Here is a 13713-nt window from a genome sequence, read left to right as displayed (position 1 = left end):
AGAAAAGGCTTTAGCCGAACTTTGTAGTTTGGCTAAAGCCTTTTTGATGTTTTAACAAGTAACCTCCAGATAAATCTGGAGGCAATTCAATAAAATAATAAACCTGACAGGTTTATCATTGTATTTGGAATTTGGAATTTCCGCTATTGGAATTTTCTAACTACCACATTATCTAATTAAAATACTGCTAATAAAAAACCAGTTCCTTTGTCCTAATTTCGTTTGAACGTTTGTTATTTTTTTGATTTACAATATCAAAGCCTTTGAATTTGATAAATATTCATTCTTTTCAAAAAATATTTAAAACATTATGAATGTTTTAACCTTTACAGATTAATATTACAATTAAATTTAAACCTATTATTACAAACATCATAATAGCCTTTAATATTTTCTTTGTATGAAATTAATCATCAGGTTTTTTAGTTTTCTATTCTGCCTACAATCTTTCGCACAACCTATTTCCAATCAGGAGAAAATCACGAAATACCTTAATGATTATTTTTCTCAGGATCGCGAGATTATCCATGTACAATTCAATAAAAATCTTTTCATAAACAATGAAGATATTGCCTTCAAAGGATACGTTCTCAGCAAAAACAACAATATCCCTAACAGCAATACTGCAAATATCCAATTAGTTGTTTATAATGAAGAAGAACAAATAGTTCTTAAACAATTACTTTTTGCTCAAAACGGTCTTTTTTCAGGTGGAATTCATTTAACTGAAAAATTTAAACCCGGTAAATATCATTTTCATTTCTATACCAACTGGATGAATAATTTCAGAGAGGACGACTCCTTTAATCAGACCATTGAAATTATCGACAAAAACAGTCCATATACATTTCAAGTCAATGAACCTAACTGGAAAACAGCAGAAATAACCTTATTCCCCGAAGGTGGAATTATACTAAATGGTATCGTTAACATGATTGGAATTAAAATCACAGACTGTAATAAAGTGGGAATAGAAATATCGGATGGCATTGTTTTAGATTCCAAATCAAATGAAATCACACACTTCCGCACCAATCAAATGGGAAACGGAGCTTTTTATTTAAAGGCCGATTTGAACGAAAAATATACCATTAAAATAAATAATGAAAAATTAAAAGTAACACAGCCTCTGGGGAAAATTTCTGAAACCGGACTTATATTAAGCGCTCCTAATAATCCCGGAAGAAGCAATTTGCTTGTTATTCTAAAGACAAATGAAAAAGGGCTTCAGTCTTATCAAAATAAAAAATTCACTGTACTGATTCAACAAAACGGAAGCTCGATGCAGCAAGAAGTTACTTTCAACAATAACAAAACGGAACAACCATTTTATTTCGACAAAAAATATTTATCAAATGGAGTAAATACAATCAGAGTTCTGGATGAGGATTTAAATGAAATCACAGAAAGATTAACTTATATTGAAGAAGGCAAAAATCCTTCTACAACACTAGACACAAAAATAGTATCTAATGACAGTATTACATTATCTGGAAAAACTGACGTTAATAAAGCACATTTAAGCATTAGTGTCCTTCCTGAAAAGAGCATGTTTCTCAATCAGAAGAAAACAATTTCAGGCACTTTTTACCTAAATGCCTATTTAGAAAAACCACAATCTGATACTTATTTTTATTTTGATCCCGAAAACAAAACCCGAAGACAAGATATAGAGCTATTATTACTTAATCAGAACAAAGGGAAATATTTATGGGAAAATATCAAATCGGGACCGCCAAAAATTAGTTTTGAATTTGAAAAAGGAGTTACAATAAATGGAAAAGTAGAAAAAGAACTAAAACCGAATTCTCAAAACAAAATCTCTCTTATTGCATTAAAAAACAATTTATTTGACCAAACCACTATCGACCAGAATAATGATTTTAAATTCGAACATTTTTTTGTTCAGGATTCGACTGTTTTAGCTTTACAAATGACCAATGAAAAAAACGTTACTCAAACTACTAAAATAGAAGCACGAATTGCCCGAAATGAACCTCGATTTGTTTTAGGACCATCATTTGAAAAAGCCTTTTGCCCTATAACCAAAAGCGCTGACAATGTTTTTAATTTCCAACCTCCTAAAGCGAAAGCCACTGAATTAAAAGAAGTTGCAATAAAAAACAACTTTAAAAAAGAGGTTTTTACTCATAAAGACGATATGAGCCCTATGGCAAGAGCTTTTAAATTTGATGGCAAAGAATACGGAACTGTATTAAATTTTCTCTCTTCAAACGGCTATAATACAGGTATAAACCAAACTGACTTCAGTGTCTATATAAAAGAGAGAAGAGGCGCTTATTTGGGTGAATCAGCGAGTTCTCCAAATGTATATATTGATAATTTTTTGCTCTTCGATTTCAATCAGCTTTTCAATCTTACGTTAGATCAGATAGATGAAATTTATATTGATCAGACCGGAAGTTCTGATACTTCTACAACAGGACATGGAACAATTAAGATTTTCATGAAAACCGGGCAAAAAAACGATTATTTCAAAGTGAAATTTACAACACTCATCGTAACAAAAGGTTTTGCACAAAACTTCACTTACAAAACTGCTCCACTCGAAAATCAGGATGAGTTTAATTATTTCGGCACATTGGGCTGGTTTCCAAACATCGAACCAAATGATCAGTCGGACTATCAAATTAAAATTCCAAAGAATCAGCAAAAAGAAATACAGGTTGTAATTGAAGGTTTTACTAATGACGGACAATTAATTTCGGAGGTTAAAAAAGTACCTATTGGAGGGATTTTTTAATGTGTCAATTAGAAAATTTGATAATTAGAAAATTCTTTAAATTAATAAAATTGAATTGCCTCCCGATTTATCTGAAGGAATAAAAATCCTCTTAAAGAAGAAAAGGCTTTAGCCGAACTTTGCAGTTTGGCTAAAGCCTTTTTGGTGTTTCAACAAGTAACCTCCAGATAAATCTGGAGGCAATTCAATACAATAATAAACCTGACAGGTTTATTATTGTATTTGGAATTTGAACCCGAGCGATAACGAACTGGCGAAGCAATTTCAGCCATTGGAATTTTCCAATTAAAGCGCCGTAGAAACAGAAACTGATTTCCAGCTTTCTAATTCTGCCTGAACACTTGCTATTTTTTGATTTGCCATATTATAAGCATCTTCTCCTAAAAACAAATGCAGTGGGGGATTCTGATCTTCGCTTGCTTTAATTAAAGCTTCTGCTAATTTTACAGGATCTCCCGGCTGATTTTCGTTGATATCATCTTTATATGCACTTTCAGATTGTCTTACTTCTTTGTACTCTGCAATTGGGTTTTGAGGTAATAATAAAGAGCTGTCTTTTAAGAAATCGGTTCTAAAATAACCCGGATAAACAATCGTAGCGTGAACTCCAAACGACTTTACTTCTGCTGCCAAAGATTCTGTTAAACCGGCAACCGCAAATTTTGTAGAACAGTAAATCCCCCAGCCCGGAAATTCTCCATAATATCCTCCAACAGAAGAAATATTGAAAATATGTCCTGTTTTATTAGCACGAAGAATCGGCATTGTGTTTCTAATTACATTCAATAATCCGAAAACATTTACTTCGTAATTTTTTCTGGATTCTGCATCTGTTAATTCTTCTAATGCTCCTAATAATCCGTAACCGGCATTATTTACTAAAACATCAATTGTTTTAAAATGACCAATCGTTTTGTCAATTGCACTTTTGACACTTTTTTCATCAACCAAATCCATTTCTAATGGAAGAAAACTCTCCGAAGTATTTCCTAAAACTTTAATTAAAGATTCTTCACTTCTTGAAGTTGCCGCAACTTTATATCCTTCTGCTAATAATTTTTTAGCCAATTCTAATCCAAGTCCTTTTGAAGCACCTGTGACAAACCAAACTTTTTTATTGTCCATGATTTTAATTTTTACGTTATAATTACAGGACAAAGGTATTAGCAAAGTGCTTATCGAATATTAAAGCAATCAAACAAGAAGTTACAAAAATCAAACAATTTCAGTCAGACGATAGATTTTAGGCGAAACCTGAACATTCTTTTTGAAGAAATTGATAAAATGAGACAATTCTTCGAATCCTAAACACCACGCAATTTCGTTAATATTCCAGTTGGTTTGTTTCAGTAAAATCATTGCTTCCTGAATAATTCTTTCAGAAATAATCTGCGAAGTCGTTTTTCCGGTTGTTTCTTTTAATGCTTTATTCAAATGATTGACATGCACATTTAACTGATTCGCAAATTCTGAAGGCGAACGAAAATTAATTTGCTGAGAAATCGATTCAATTGGAAATTGTCTTTCCAATAATTCTAAAAACAAAGAAGAAACACGAATTGTAGCATTCGATTTACTGTATAATGAAGCAGTTACAGTCTGCGTTTTTAAAGCTAAGTGAATAATTTCAAAAACCAGATTTCGAAGTACATCATATTTAAAAGCATAATCTGAATTAATTTCATCCACCATTCTCAGATAAACTGTCTTTAAAGATTCTGCTAATTCTGCAGAAACCGGAACAACAGGATTACCGCCGGGTTGAAACAACGGATATTCTTTTAAATTCCCAAACTGACTAAAAAAAGCATCCGTAAAAATGCAGAAAAATCCGGTCTGATTCTCGTCAATATGTTCCCAACTATAAGGAATCTGCGGATTAGCAAAGAACAAAGCCTGATCTTCGATTGCAACGACTTTATCAGCATAATGCACTTTGTTTTTTCCAATAATCAGACTGATTTTGTAAAAATCTTTTCGTGTATAAGGCAACGGATTACAAGTACTCCCGATATAATCATCCAATTTAAAAACATTGAAATGTCCGATTTCTTTTTTAAGATTTTCGGGCATTCCTTTTATTTTTACGGTATAAAAATCTTCTAAAGTTTCTGTGAGTTTCATTTTGTAAAGTTACAAAAATCAATCTTTCGTAATTAGATAATTTGGGAATTAGATAATTAGATAATGATTTGCACAATTCATAAAAAAAACAATCTCGGCAAGTTCTAAAAAACTATCGGGTTTACAGCAACGCAAACAACAACTTTTTCAGTCCAATTTGAATTATCAAATTATCAAATTGCCACATTCTCTAATTCAAGAAACCACTTTATAAGTAGGATCTTCAATAACATTGACATTAATAACCGCATCAGCATTTTTAAGTAATTGTCGACAGTCGGCACTTAAATATTGTAATTCTACGGTTTTATTTTCCTGTTTGTACTTTTTGGTAATATTGTTTAAAGCTTCAATTGCCGACATATCAGAAACACGGCTTTCTTTAAAATCAATTATTATATTATTCGGATCGTTCTGTACATCAAATTTTTCTAAAAAGGCAGTAGTCGAACCAAAAAATAATGGGCCATAAATTTCATAATGTTTTACTCCATTTTCATCTATAAAATGTCTTGCCCGAATTCTTTTAGCACTTTCCCACGCAAAAACCAAGGCTGAAATAATAACACCAATCAAAACCGCCAAAGCCAGATTATGCAATACAATTGTAATAAGAGCTACTAAAATTCCAACGAAAATATCATGTTTCGGCATTTTATTGATGATTCTAAAACTCGCCCATTCAAAGGTTGTAATCGCCACCATCATCATTACACCAACCAAAGCTGCCATTGGTAATTTCCCGATTACAGGAGCGCCAAAAAGTATGATTAATAAAATAGTCAAAGCGCCAATAATTCCGGCAAGTCTGGCTCTGGAACCTGCTCCAAGATTTACCAAAGTCTGTGCGATCATCGGACAGCCTCCCATGCCGTAGAAAAAACCGTTTAAAATATTGGAACTTCCCTGTGCAATACATTCGCGATTACTGTTTCCGCGTGTTCCGGTAATTTCATCTACTAAATTCAGCGTAAGCAAACCTTCAGTCAAACCAACAGCAGCCACAATTACCGAATACGGAAAAATGATTTTTAAAGTTTCAAAAGAAAAAGGAATATTTGGAATATGAAACGGAGGAAATCCGCCTTGAACCGAAGCAATATCTTCTACCGTTTTGGTCTCAATATTAAAAACAATTACCAAAGCAAAAACAACCATAATCGCCACCAAAGATGCCGGAACTGCTTTTGTAATTTTAGGAAAAACTAAAACAATTGCAATTGTCAATGCGACTAAACCAAGCATAATATACAAAGGAGTTCCCTGAAGCCAGGAAACTTGTCCATTTACTACAGTTTTAAATTGTTCTAATTGCGACATGAAAATAACAACTGCCAAACCATTTACAAAACCAAACATAACAGGCTGAGGAACTAGCCGAATAAATTTTCCAAGTTTAAAAAGTCCGATGCAAATTTGCACCACACCGCCAAGCGCAACAGCTGCAAAAACATATTCTATTCCATGCGATTTCATTAAAGCAATCAAAACAATTACTGTTGCTCCTGCTCCGCCAGAAATCATTCCAGGTCTTCCTCCAAAAATTGCCGTTACCAATCCCGCTATAAAAGCGGCATACAAACCAACCAATGGTGGAAAACCGGCCAAAATAGCAAATGACAAGGATTCTGGAATCATCGTCATAGCAACGGTTAAACCTGCTAAAATTTCGTTTTTATAATTGACCTTTTGGGTAAAATCGAAGAGTTGGAATGCTTTTTTCATAGGGCACAAAATTAGATAAATATTATGCAAAAAAATACAAACCTTCAAACAAAGAAAATGTGCTAAACAATAAATTGAAGAGTAAAAACAACCAAGCTAGAACATTTGCTCTAAAAGAAAAATAAAAATAGAAAGGATGAGATCAAACATGAGAATATTTTTTAGGTAAACCAAAAATTATCGTACAAAATTAACCATAAAGCGAAATATACGGCTGCGTATTTATACGCTTTTTTCAATAGCAAAATTCAATAGCAATGCAATTACAAAATTCAATTTCAATGACAAAGTTCAATGAAAATGCAGTTTTTAATTTTTAATCCAGTCTCACACAAGTAAAACCCAAACAATGTACATAATCCATAATGTTATCGCATTGAATATCGATTCCTTCAACTCTAAGGATTTTATCACAGTCTTCCAGGTCAAAATTAATTTTATAGTCTGTAAACTGAGATTGTAGAACTGCAATGATATAATCTTTCTCAGATTCTTTTTGAACATTCGTTTTAAAGATTTCCACAATCATAACTGGTTCTTTTAATTCTTCCAACTTATCCATCTCTATTTTCGATTAAAAAGATTATACGATATTCCAAATCTAACATAGCCTTGCGCGTCTTCTTTCTGGTCATAAACATAGCGGTTGGTTCGTTCGCCTTTCTCTGTAATTCGGGCGCTTACCACATTGTTTATACCACCTTTAGCAAAAGCAATCAGTTTTGGGGTAAAACTATATTCATAGGTAATTCCGGATTTTAACTCCAACTGATTCAGTTCGTATACTCCTTTTAAATTTGAGCTATTTAAATTTAAGTAAAAACTTTCAGTATTCAATTCAGTACCTAAGGAAATTCTTCCGTTTTCAAGTAATTCTCTTCTAAACAAAAGACGTTGTGGTAAAATAAAATCCATATCCCATTTTGAATTTTTAAACTTATGATTGATAGTCAGTAAAGGCGTCATGGGTACAATTGAAGAGGGATCCAGTAATACTAAAATTCCAGCTGTGATGGTTGTTGACGGCGTTCTTTTAAGCACTAAAACTCCCGAAGCAAATCCTTTTAAACGCTGTAATTTTTCTTCATCACCATCAACCGTTGCTGTGGCACTGTAAATGGCAGGTTTTCCAAAAAGAGATGCCATATAAGTAGCTGTTAAAGCTCCTGCCCAAAAATGAACATCCTGATTTTCTCTTCTGTAAGTTTCGTTAGTGCCGTAATTGTAGATATCGCCAAACTCATAACTTTCATATTTATATCGCAATGAAGCTGCTAAAACAAAACGCTTTGATTTTGTGGCATAAAACGGAAGATTAAAAGCTGCTTTAAATCGGTTATGACTTTCTACTCTTCCTCTCTCGAATTTATTTCCAAACAATTCCGAATCGTAATTAGATGGTCCAAGTTGTTCGTACTGTACATCAAAAGTTCGGGTTGTCGGGAATTTATCTACTATTGCTTTTCCTAAAGTTTTCATGCCTGGCTCTTTTTCCTGTGCCATGGCTTTTATAGAAATAAAGACAACTAAAACCGAAAAGATTTTGGATTTCATAAACGAGGAGATTTAAAATTCTGGGAATATATTTGAAATTTGGATTCAAAAGTAAACGAGACACTCCTATTATAACAGCATTTTTATACCAACGGCGTATGATTTATACGAACGGCGTTGGTATAATTTATCCTTTACAAAAGACTAAAAACTATACGATTATATTATTTTTGCCGTTATGACGATTTCTAAACTTTATCAGAATTTCTTTCTGCGAAACTTGTTCGTAAACACATTGGTTTACTTAGTTATTTTAGCCTGCGTTTATGACGAAATAAAACTGGACGGACACAGCTGGTCTTATATTTTAAGTAAAATTGCCGTTGGTTATTTTCCTTGTATTGTCTGGATTACCATTTTCAATATTTGCATTATCAAACCTGTTTTATTCAAAAAAAAGGGAAAACTTTTTCTTTTACTTCTGGTAACCTACTGGACTTGTTTTTACTTTTTTATGAATTGGTTTTTTCCTCTTGTAGGTTTAGGAAATTTCAAAACACTACAAATATTATCATTGATTATAAACGGAATGTTTTTCTATTTCATTCATGTGGTTATTACAAAAAAAATCATGGATGCTGACAAAGATATCATGAACTATAAATCGGAACTTTCGTTTTTGAAACAGCAATTGAATCCGCATTTTTTATTGAATGCCATGAACAATCTTTATGGTGAATCGCTTTCTGAACCGGACAAAGTTCCGGACAGAATCCTGAATCTTTCAGATATGCTGCGTTATCAGATCGAAGCTTCTAAAAAAGATTTTGTTTTGGTTGAAGAAGAAATAGATTTCGTAAAAAAATATATTGAATATTATACGTTTAGAAACGAAAGACTGACCGTAAACCAGAATATTGAAGGTGTTAATAAAGAAATCGAGATTCCGCCTTTGTTCTTTTTGCCTTTGGTAGAAAATGCAGTAAAATTTTCTGCTGAAACGGCGGAACCATTTATTAGTCTGGATTTAAAAGTAAAATGCCGAAATTTGACTTTTACTATAAAAAACTCTTATATGGATTCGGGTTCGCGTCTTTCGGGTACTGGAATCGGGATTGAGAACCTTAAAAGACGTCTGGAAGTCTATCGTTTAAAACACGATTTAAGCTGCCAGAAAGAGAAAAATATGTTTGTTGTAAAACTGAGTATATGGCATTTACCTACCGCTGTCTTATAATTGATGACGAATCCCCAGCGCATAAAGCACTGATTTCACACATCTCCAAATTTGACGAACTGGAACATTCCGGAAGCGCCTTTAATGGTATGGAAGCCATAAAACTGCTTAACGAAAACCAATACGACATTATTTTTCTGGACATTAATATGCCGGTAATTTCGGGTGTAGAATTAATGGAATTACAGCCTAATCGTCCGCTTACAATTGTGACCACCGCTTATTCTGATTTTGCACTTTCGGCCTATCAAAACGACGCAATTGATTATTTAATGAAGCCTATTTCGCTGGATAAATTCACCAAAGCCATCGAAAAAGCCAAAACCTACCATTCCGGAAATACTCTTAAAAAGGAAAATAACAGTACAGAAAAAACACTTTCTTTCCGCTCTAACGGACAAACGATAGAAACTCCGCTTTCGGATATTTTATATATCGAAAGTCTTGGTAATTACATGAAACTCTACAACAGCAAACTAAAATCGCCTATTATTATTTACGGTTCACTTGCCAGCATCAGTTCCGAGATTGACTGTTCGCACTTTATCCAAGTACATCGTTCTTTTATTGTAAATACAACGAAAATTATGGCTGTTACTTTAAAAAATATTACAATGGCAAATGGTGATATTATTCCTGTAGGAAGGAAGTATCAGATTTTGTTGGATAATCTTTTAATTTGATAATTTTTTAATTAAGCTTTTTATCAAAAAAATACCCAATCCCTCCCGTAGACCACAAAGTCAGAAAAATCAAAACCGGCTGAAAAAATAATCGAATCAAACGTGCCTGGTCCGTATCCAGTCCAAAGGCGGAAATTCCGTTTAAATATTGTGCAATATTGCCTGGAAAAACCAAAACGTAAAATGCAGCTAATGCAATACCTACTTGTAGTTTATACTTTGTTAGAAAAAACATGCTAAGCCCTAAAGCAATTTCAACAATTCCGGAAAGAATTACCACAAGATCTTTGTCCAATGGCACCCAATCAGGCACCTGCGCCTGAAAATCCTGTCTTTGAAAAGTAAAGTGACCAAAAGCGGCCGTAATCATAAAAATTCCTAAAAGAATTCTAACGAAATTCTGCAATCTGCTAGTGTGTATATTTTCCATAAAATTATTTCTTTTAACAATTGACTGTCAAATTTAAAGCTTTAAAGACTAAACTTAATTCCATAACATTGTCTCTTTTGTTGTAAAATATCTACATGTTAATTTTCAATCCATAGCTGTAATCCGCTAAAACAAACAAATCAACAATCTTTGTTAATTCTTTTCTTCAAAAAAAATATTTTATCTGAATAACTTTTCTTACTTAATTAACTAAATTCGCATAATTCAGAACTACTAAGATTTTTTTATAACCAATGCGCATTTTTAATTTCTTTAACCGATCAGCTGTAACATGTCCCAGATGTCTTGGAAAAGGTTTTGTAGACTGGGAAGATATTATACGTTTAAAACGACAATTAAAGTGGGTTCCTGCTCCCTGCGCCTACTGTAATGCCACAGGAAAAGCAGAAAAAGAAATGCTCTCTAAAGTTGCTGTAGATTGCATGTACCTTACTATAGATTTACCGGAATCGGAAATCGAAAAAATAAAAAATGGCGATCAGGAAACCATCGAAAAAGGCAACCAACGCGAACGCTTTGTAGACCAGCTTATACAATTTGCAGAACAGCATTACCTGAATCAAAACATGGATGCCGAAAGTATTGCAAATCTCTATTTAAGCACAGAACAGGAAAACGCTGTTTTTTCTGTAACCAAAGAAGAACTCATAAAATACGTTGAAGGCGTAATCAACCTGAAAAGATCTGAATTCAACTAAGCAAAAACTGAAAGTTTTTGAATACCAAAAAAAATCTTAGAATCTCAGCAACTTAGAATCTTAGTACCTCTAAAGAAAAAACCCGTATAAATACGTATAGCCACACTAATTTATAGTGGTAATATTGCTATGAATAATTTTTAGTTTAGAATTTAGTTTTCGTCCGAAAGCTTTTTTAAATTTTTGTCACTTTTTTTGGAACACGAAGTGGGATTTCAAATCGCTGGTAACGATTAGAAATCCCACTTTTTTTGTGAATTTATTTTTTTTGTCATCCTGAGAAACGAAGGATCACATGCGCATATCGACAAAGATTATTCTCTAGGCTTTAAGTTTAGTTGGTAGTCGCCATACTTTGCAGAGTTCCTTGTGTGATCCTTCGTTCCTCAGGATGACAAAAACTGTGTGGTTAATTTTTGGTCGAAATACTTTACGGAATATTTTGTATGATTATTCGCTTCTTAGTATTTACAAAAACTCAGTCTTTATTCAAAATAGTAATTAAGAAACTCAAAAGTTGGATTAAAATCTCTTATCAATTCAAGCTTTTTATCTCTAATCCATCCTTTTAATTCTTTTTCCCTTGTGATCGCTTCTTGTATCCAAGTGAATTTTTCATAATATACTAAAAACTCAATACCATATTTCGCCGCGAACGTTTTCTCATTTTTTTTAATGTTCTCCTTATGCTGATTCAGTCTTTCTCTCAAATTATTTGTTACACCAATATAAAATGTCGAACGATATCTGTTGGTAATAATGTAAACATAATAGGTATGATAACCATTTTGAGGACTTAGCATTTTTATTTTTTTTTGTACGAATATACATGGTTTTTAATTTAAGATATGAATTTCTAAAGAAAACAACAGATAGAAAAAGATTTTCCATCTAGTTCTGTCATCCTGAGGAACGAAGGATCGTATGTGCATATCGACAAAGATTGTCCGCCATGCTTTGCGGTTAATTTGATAGTAGCTATACTTTGTGGAGTTTCTTGTGTGATCCTTCGTTCCTCAGGATGACAAAAGCTGTGTGGTTAATTTTGGTCGAAATACTTTACGGAATTTCTTGTGTGATCCTTCGTTTCTCAGGATGACAAAACTGTACGTAAAATTGACAGTTATCGTATTTAAACTTCAAACCTGAAATAAAAAAACTAAACCTTTGTATCTTTGCAGCTTCTACGCCAGAAAAAAATTAAAGCCCAGAATCGACATGACGCGAGAACATTATATTCCGTTCAACAAGGAGTTTTTATTAGAACAGCAAATTGCTTTAACAGAAAATCAAAAAAATGCAGATGATTTCAAAAAGTTATTCGATATCATTGAGCATTATTATCATTACGAGTCTTTTAATTTAAATCGGAATTTAAAACAGCACTATGCTTTGTACGATCCGGATTTAAGCGAAAAAGAACGTGAAAGTTTCATTGGCAAAAGTAATTTTGGTGTTTTTAAAGAAACATTACTTACGGTTTTAGAACGCGGCAATTATTACCGAATCGACGAAGAAACCTTAAAGGCAGCATTTGAAGAATCGGACTTAATTGGTTTAAATCTGGCAATTGATTTCAATACTTTTAAAGATTTTGAATTATATGCCCGCGGACATCATAAGGCGAAAGAAAAGGTCAAAAAGTTTTTTTTCTGGAAAAAAGAAGTCGAAATCGAATATTACGATCGTGTCTTAATTTACCTAAACTACAGCGATGCAGATTATCTCGCAGCTAAAAAAGTGAAACTAGGAAAAATGCCGATTGATCCGGGATCTATTGCTTTAAAAATTTTTAAACGTGTTCCTAAAAATGATCTTGAAACCGTATTCCCAAATGCAGTTCCAAAAATGTCTCTTAAAGACAAAATGTTGCTTTGGATTCCTGGTGTTTTTGGTGGAATTTCGCTTTTAAGTGCCAAAGTAATTCCGGCGCTTATCAATATGTACGACGCTTATCAGACCGGCGAAACTATCGATTTACTCAACAGTAAAACTTCGTTAAATCAGGGATTAATTGCTTTAGGAATTTTGGCCGCTTACTGTTTCCGTCAGTACAATAATTTTATAAATAAGAAAATTCGATATTCCAAAACACTTTCTGACAGTTTGTATTTTAAGAATGTCGGAAATAACAGTGGTGCTTTTTATTCCCTTCTAAATTCATCTGAAGAAGAAGCTTTAAAAGAAACGATTTTAGCATATGCCTTTTTAAGCCGAAGCCAAAATTCATTGACTGCAGCTGAACTAGATTCTCAAATAGAATCCTGGTTTGCTTCTCAGTTAAAAACCGAATTGGATTTTGATGTAAACGATGCTTTACTGAAACTAAAAAGCATTGGTTTAGGAATTGAAACTGATGGAAAATGGGAAGTAATTTCGTTAAACGAAGCACTGATCAAAATCGATGAATTGTGGGATAATGTTTTTGATTATAATCAGAAGTAAGTTTATGTTTTGTAGTTAATATTTTTAGTTTGTTGTTATCTGCTAATGTATAAGAAATTTCATTAGATTTACCACAACTAACTATAAAACCA

At 32.9% G+C, this 13713-nt stretch carries 12 protein-coding genes; 5 read left to right on the top strand and 7 right to left on the bottom strand.

Annotation, left to right across the window (positions count from 1 at the left end; translation table 11 throughout):
• The first annotated feature begins 400 nt into the window (after positions 1-400).
• Positions 401-2764, top strand: coding sequence for a hypothetical protein (locus HYN56_RS09625; protein ID WP_109191978.1), 2364 nt, complete (start codon positions 401-403; stop codon positions 2762-2764).
• A 285-nt stretch (positions 2765-3049) separates the two neighbouring features.
• Here the strand turns inward: HYN56_RS09625 and HYN56_RS09620 are convergent, their stop codons facing one another.
• From HYN56_RS09620 to HYN56_RS09600, 5 genes are all read right to left on the bottom strand, one after another.
• Positions 3050-3889 carry an SDR family NAD(P)-dependent oxidoreductase gene (locus HYN56_RS09620; RefSeq protein ID WP_109191977.1) on the bottom strand — a complete coding sequence of 280 codons (840 nt, stop codon included), beginning with the start codon at positions 3887-3889 and terminating at the stop codon, positions 3050-3052.
• 90 nt (positions 3890-3979) lie between these two features.
• The gene (locus tag HYN56_RS09615; RefSeq protein ID WP_109191976.1) at positions 3980-4888 is read right to left on the bottom strand and encodes a helix-turn-helix domain-containing protein; all 909 of its coding nucleotides are present in this window, start codon (positions 4886-4888) and stop codon (positions 3980-3982) included.
• A 195-nt stretch (positions 4889-5083) separates the two neighbouring features.
• On the bottom strand, positions 5084-6613 hold the full coding sequence (locus HYN56_RS09610; RefSeq protein WP_109191975.1) for a SulP family inorganic anion transporter: 1530 nt from the start codon (positions 6611-6613) through the stop codon (positions 5084-5086).
• A 316-nt stretch (positions 6614-6929) separates the two neighbouring features.
• The gene (locus HYN56_RS09605; RefSeq protein WP_240622682.1) at positions 6930-7175 is read right to left on the bottom strand and encodes a hypothetical protein; all 246 of its coding nucleotides are present in this window, start codon (positions 7173-7175) and stop codon (positions 6930-6932) included.
• A 2-nt stretch (positions 7176-7177) separates the two neighbouring features.
• Positions 7178-8167, bottom strand: a complete 990-nt coding sequence (locus tag HYN56_RS09600) for a DUF6268 family outer membrane beta-barrel protein (RefSeq protein WP_109191974.1) — start codon at positions 8165-8167, stop codon at positions 7178-7180.
• A 178-nt stretch (positions 8168-8345) separates the two neighbouring features.
• On the opposite strand from HYN56_RS09600, the gene HYN56_RS09595 reads away from it, so the two are divergent.
• Together HYN56_RS09595 and HYN56_RS09590 are read left to right on the top strand one after the other, a co-directional pair.
• A complete protein-coding gene (locus tag HYN56_RS09595; RefSeq protein ID WP_109191973.1) occupies positions 8346-9344 on the top strand; it encodes a sensor histidine kinase in 999 nt (332 codons plus the stop codon).
• Positions 9317-10027 (top strand): LytR/AlgR family response regulator transcription factor, encoded by a 711-nt coding sequence (locus HYN56_RS09590; protein ID WP_109191972.1) that lies wholly within the window; start codon positions 9317-9319, stop codon positions 10025-10027. The genes HYN56_RS09595 and HYN56_RS09590 overlap by 28 nt, the downstream gene beginning before the upstream one ends.
• Before the next feature lie 7 nt (positions 10028-10034).
• Here HYN56_RS09590 and HYN56_RS09585 read toward each other — a convergent pair whose 3' ends face one another.
• Positions 10035-10457 (bottom strand): DoxX family protein, encoded by a 423-nt coding sequence (locus HYN56_RS09585; protein ID WP_167398292.1) that lies wholly within the window; start codon positions 10455-10457, stop codon positions 10035-10037.
• 254 nt (positions 10458-10711) lie between these two features.
• Here HYN56_RS09585 and HYN56_RS09580 point away from each other — a divergent pair, with 254 nt between their 5' ends.
• Positions 10712-11176 (top strand): DnaJ-like cysteine-rich domain-containing protein, encoded by a 465-nt coding sequence (locus HYN56_RS09580; RefSeq protein WP_109191971.1) that lies wholly within the window; start codon positions 10712-10714, stop codon positions 11174-11176.
• 485 nt (positions 11177-11661) lie between these two features.
• Here the strand turns inward: HYN56_RS09580 and HYN56_RS09575 are convergent, their stop codons facing one another.
• On the bottom strand, positions 11662-11979 hold the full coding sequence (locus HYN56_RS09575; protein ID WP_109191970.1) for a GIY-YIG nuclease family protein: 318 nt from the start codon (positions 11977-11979) through the stop codon (positions 11662-11664).
• Positions 11980-12394: 415 nt separating this feature from the next.
• Here HYN56_RS09575 and HYN56_RS09570 point away from each other — a divergent pair, with 415 nt between their 5' ends.
• The gene (locus tag HYN56_RS09570) at positions 12395-13621 is read left to right on the top strand and encodes a TMEM143 family protein (protein WP_109191969.1); all 1227 of its coding nucleotides are present in this window, start codon (positions 12395-12397) and stop codon (positions 13619-13621) included.
• Positions 13622-13713: the final 92 nt, after the last annotated feature.

It is taken from the genome of Flavobacterium crocinum, from assembly GCF_003122385.1.
In the GTDB taxonomy this organism is placed as follows: domain Bacteria; phylum Bacteroidota; class Bacteroidia; order Flavobacteriales; family Flavobacteriaceae; genus Flavobacterium; species Flavobacterium crocinum.
Note: the sequence above shows the minus strand (reverse complement) of the source record. Positions and strands in the feature narration are given on the sequence as shown.